Here is a 1,039-nt window from a genome sequence, read left to right on the forward strand (position 1 = left end):
TATTCTCCATTGTTTCGCTCGTCGGCAGTGTCATATGTGTATAATAGACAGGTATGATATTATCCATTAATTAAAATTGATATTTTCTTTTATAATAATATTTTAATTTAATAAAAATTAATATGTCAAAAAAAGAAATTAATTTTCTATGATAATTATAAAAAATTAATTGTTTATTTTTTAAAATTTTTTACTCTTCTTACAACTATAAATATGCAATTAATACTTTTTATCTTAATTAATAGAGTTAAAATAACTTTTTAAATTTTATATCAATTATTATTTTAATTTATAACTCCGCCCAGGTTAGGCATTCTTTATGCTTGTGGCGGTACATGATAAATAAGGCTTTGTATGGTCTATCTCACAAAGTATTTATTTATTTTTCTCTCAAAACATGCTTTTATTTCAAACACAACTTTTTAAATTTTTAATACGTTTTCAAAAACAGTCCATACAAAGTCAAATTTTATCATGTCCGAGCAAGTAAAAAAATTTGTTTAGCATGGCCGGTCCCAAGCCCGGATAAAGGAGGAGGGTTGCGTTAGGTTGACGGCCAGCTATAAAAACTCAGTCACATCTCATGATATGGATCAAACTTTAAATCGTGCAAATGTTAGGATGCTCCCCGCTTTAAGGAGCGTGTCGCAGAGTCCGGCTGCGTCGTCTTGGCAAGGACCGCTGCATCTCCATGAGGACTTGGGTGTAGTGAAAAATATGCAAGAGTTCTCACACACTAATAAGAGAGAAAAGACAAAAAATAATAAAAAATATAAGATCTGTAGGATTGGTAGTTGGAATGTAGGCACACTGACAAGTAAAACATTAGAATTGGTAGAAACTATGAAACGAAGACGTGTAAATATTATGTGTCTTCAAGAAACAAAATGGAAAGGAGCAAAAGCTAAAATATTAGAAAATACAGGGTATAAACTTTGGTATATTGGAAAGGATGGAAATAGAAACGGGGTAGGTATTATTGTAGACTCAGAATTTATAGAACAAGTGGTAGGAGTAACTAGAATAGGAGATAGAATTA

At 30.8% G+C, this 1,039-nt stretch carries 1 protein-coding gene; it reads left to right on the forward strand.

From position 1 onward, the window contains the following. Positions 1–708 precede the first annotated feature (708 nt). On the forward strand, positions 709–1,039 hold a 331-nt coding region (locus tag BVER_RS32090), incomplete at its 3' end, for an exonuclease/endonuclease/phosphatase family protein (protein WP_332309165.1).

The organism is Candidatus Burkholderia verschuerenii, assembly GCF_001189365.1.
GTDB lineage: Bacteria > Pseudomonadota > Gammaproteobacteria > Burkholderiales > Burkholderiaceae > Caballeronia > Caballeronia verschuerenii.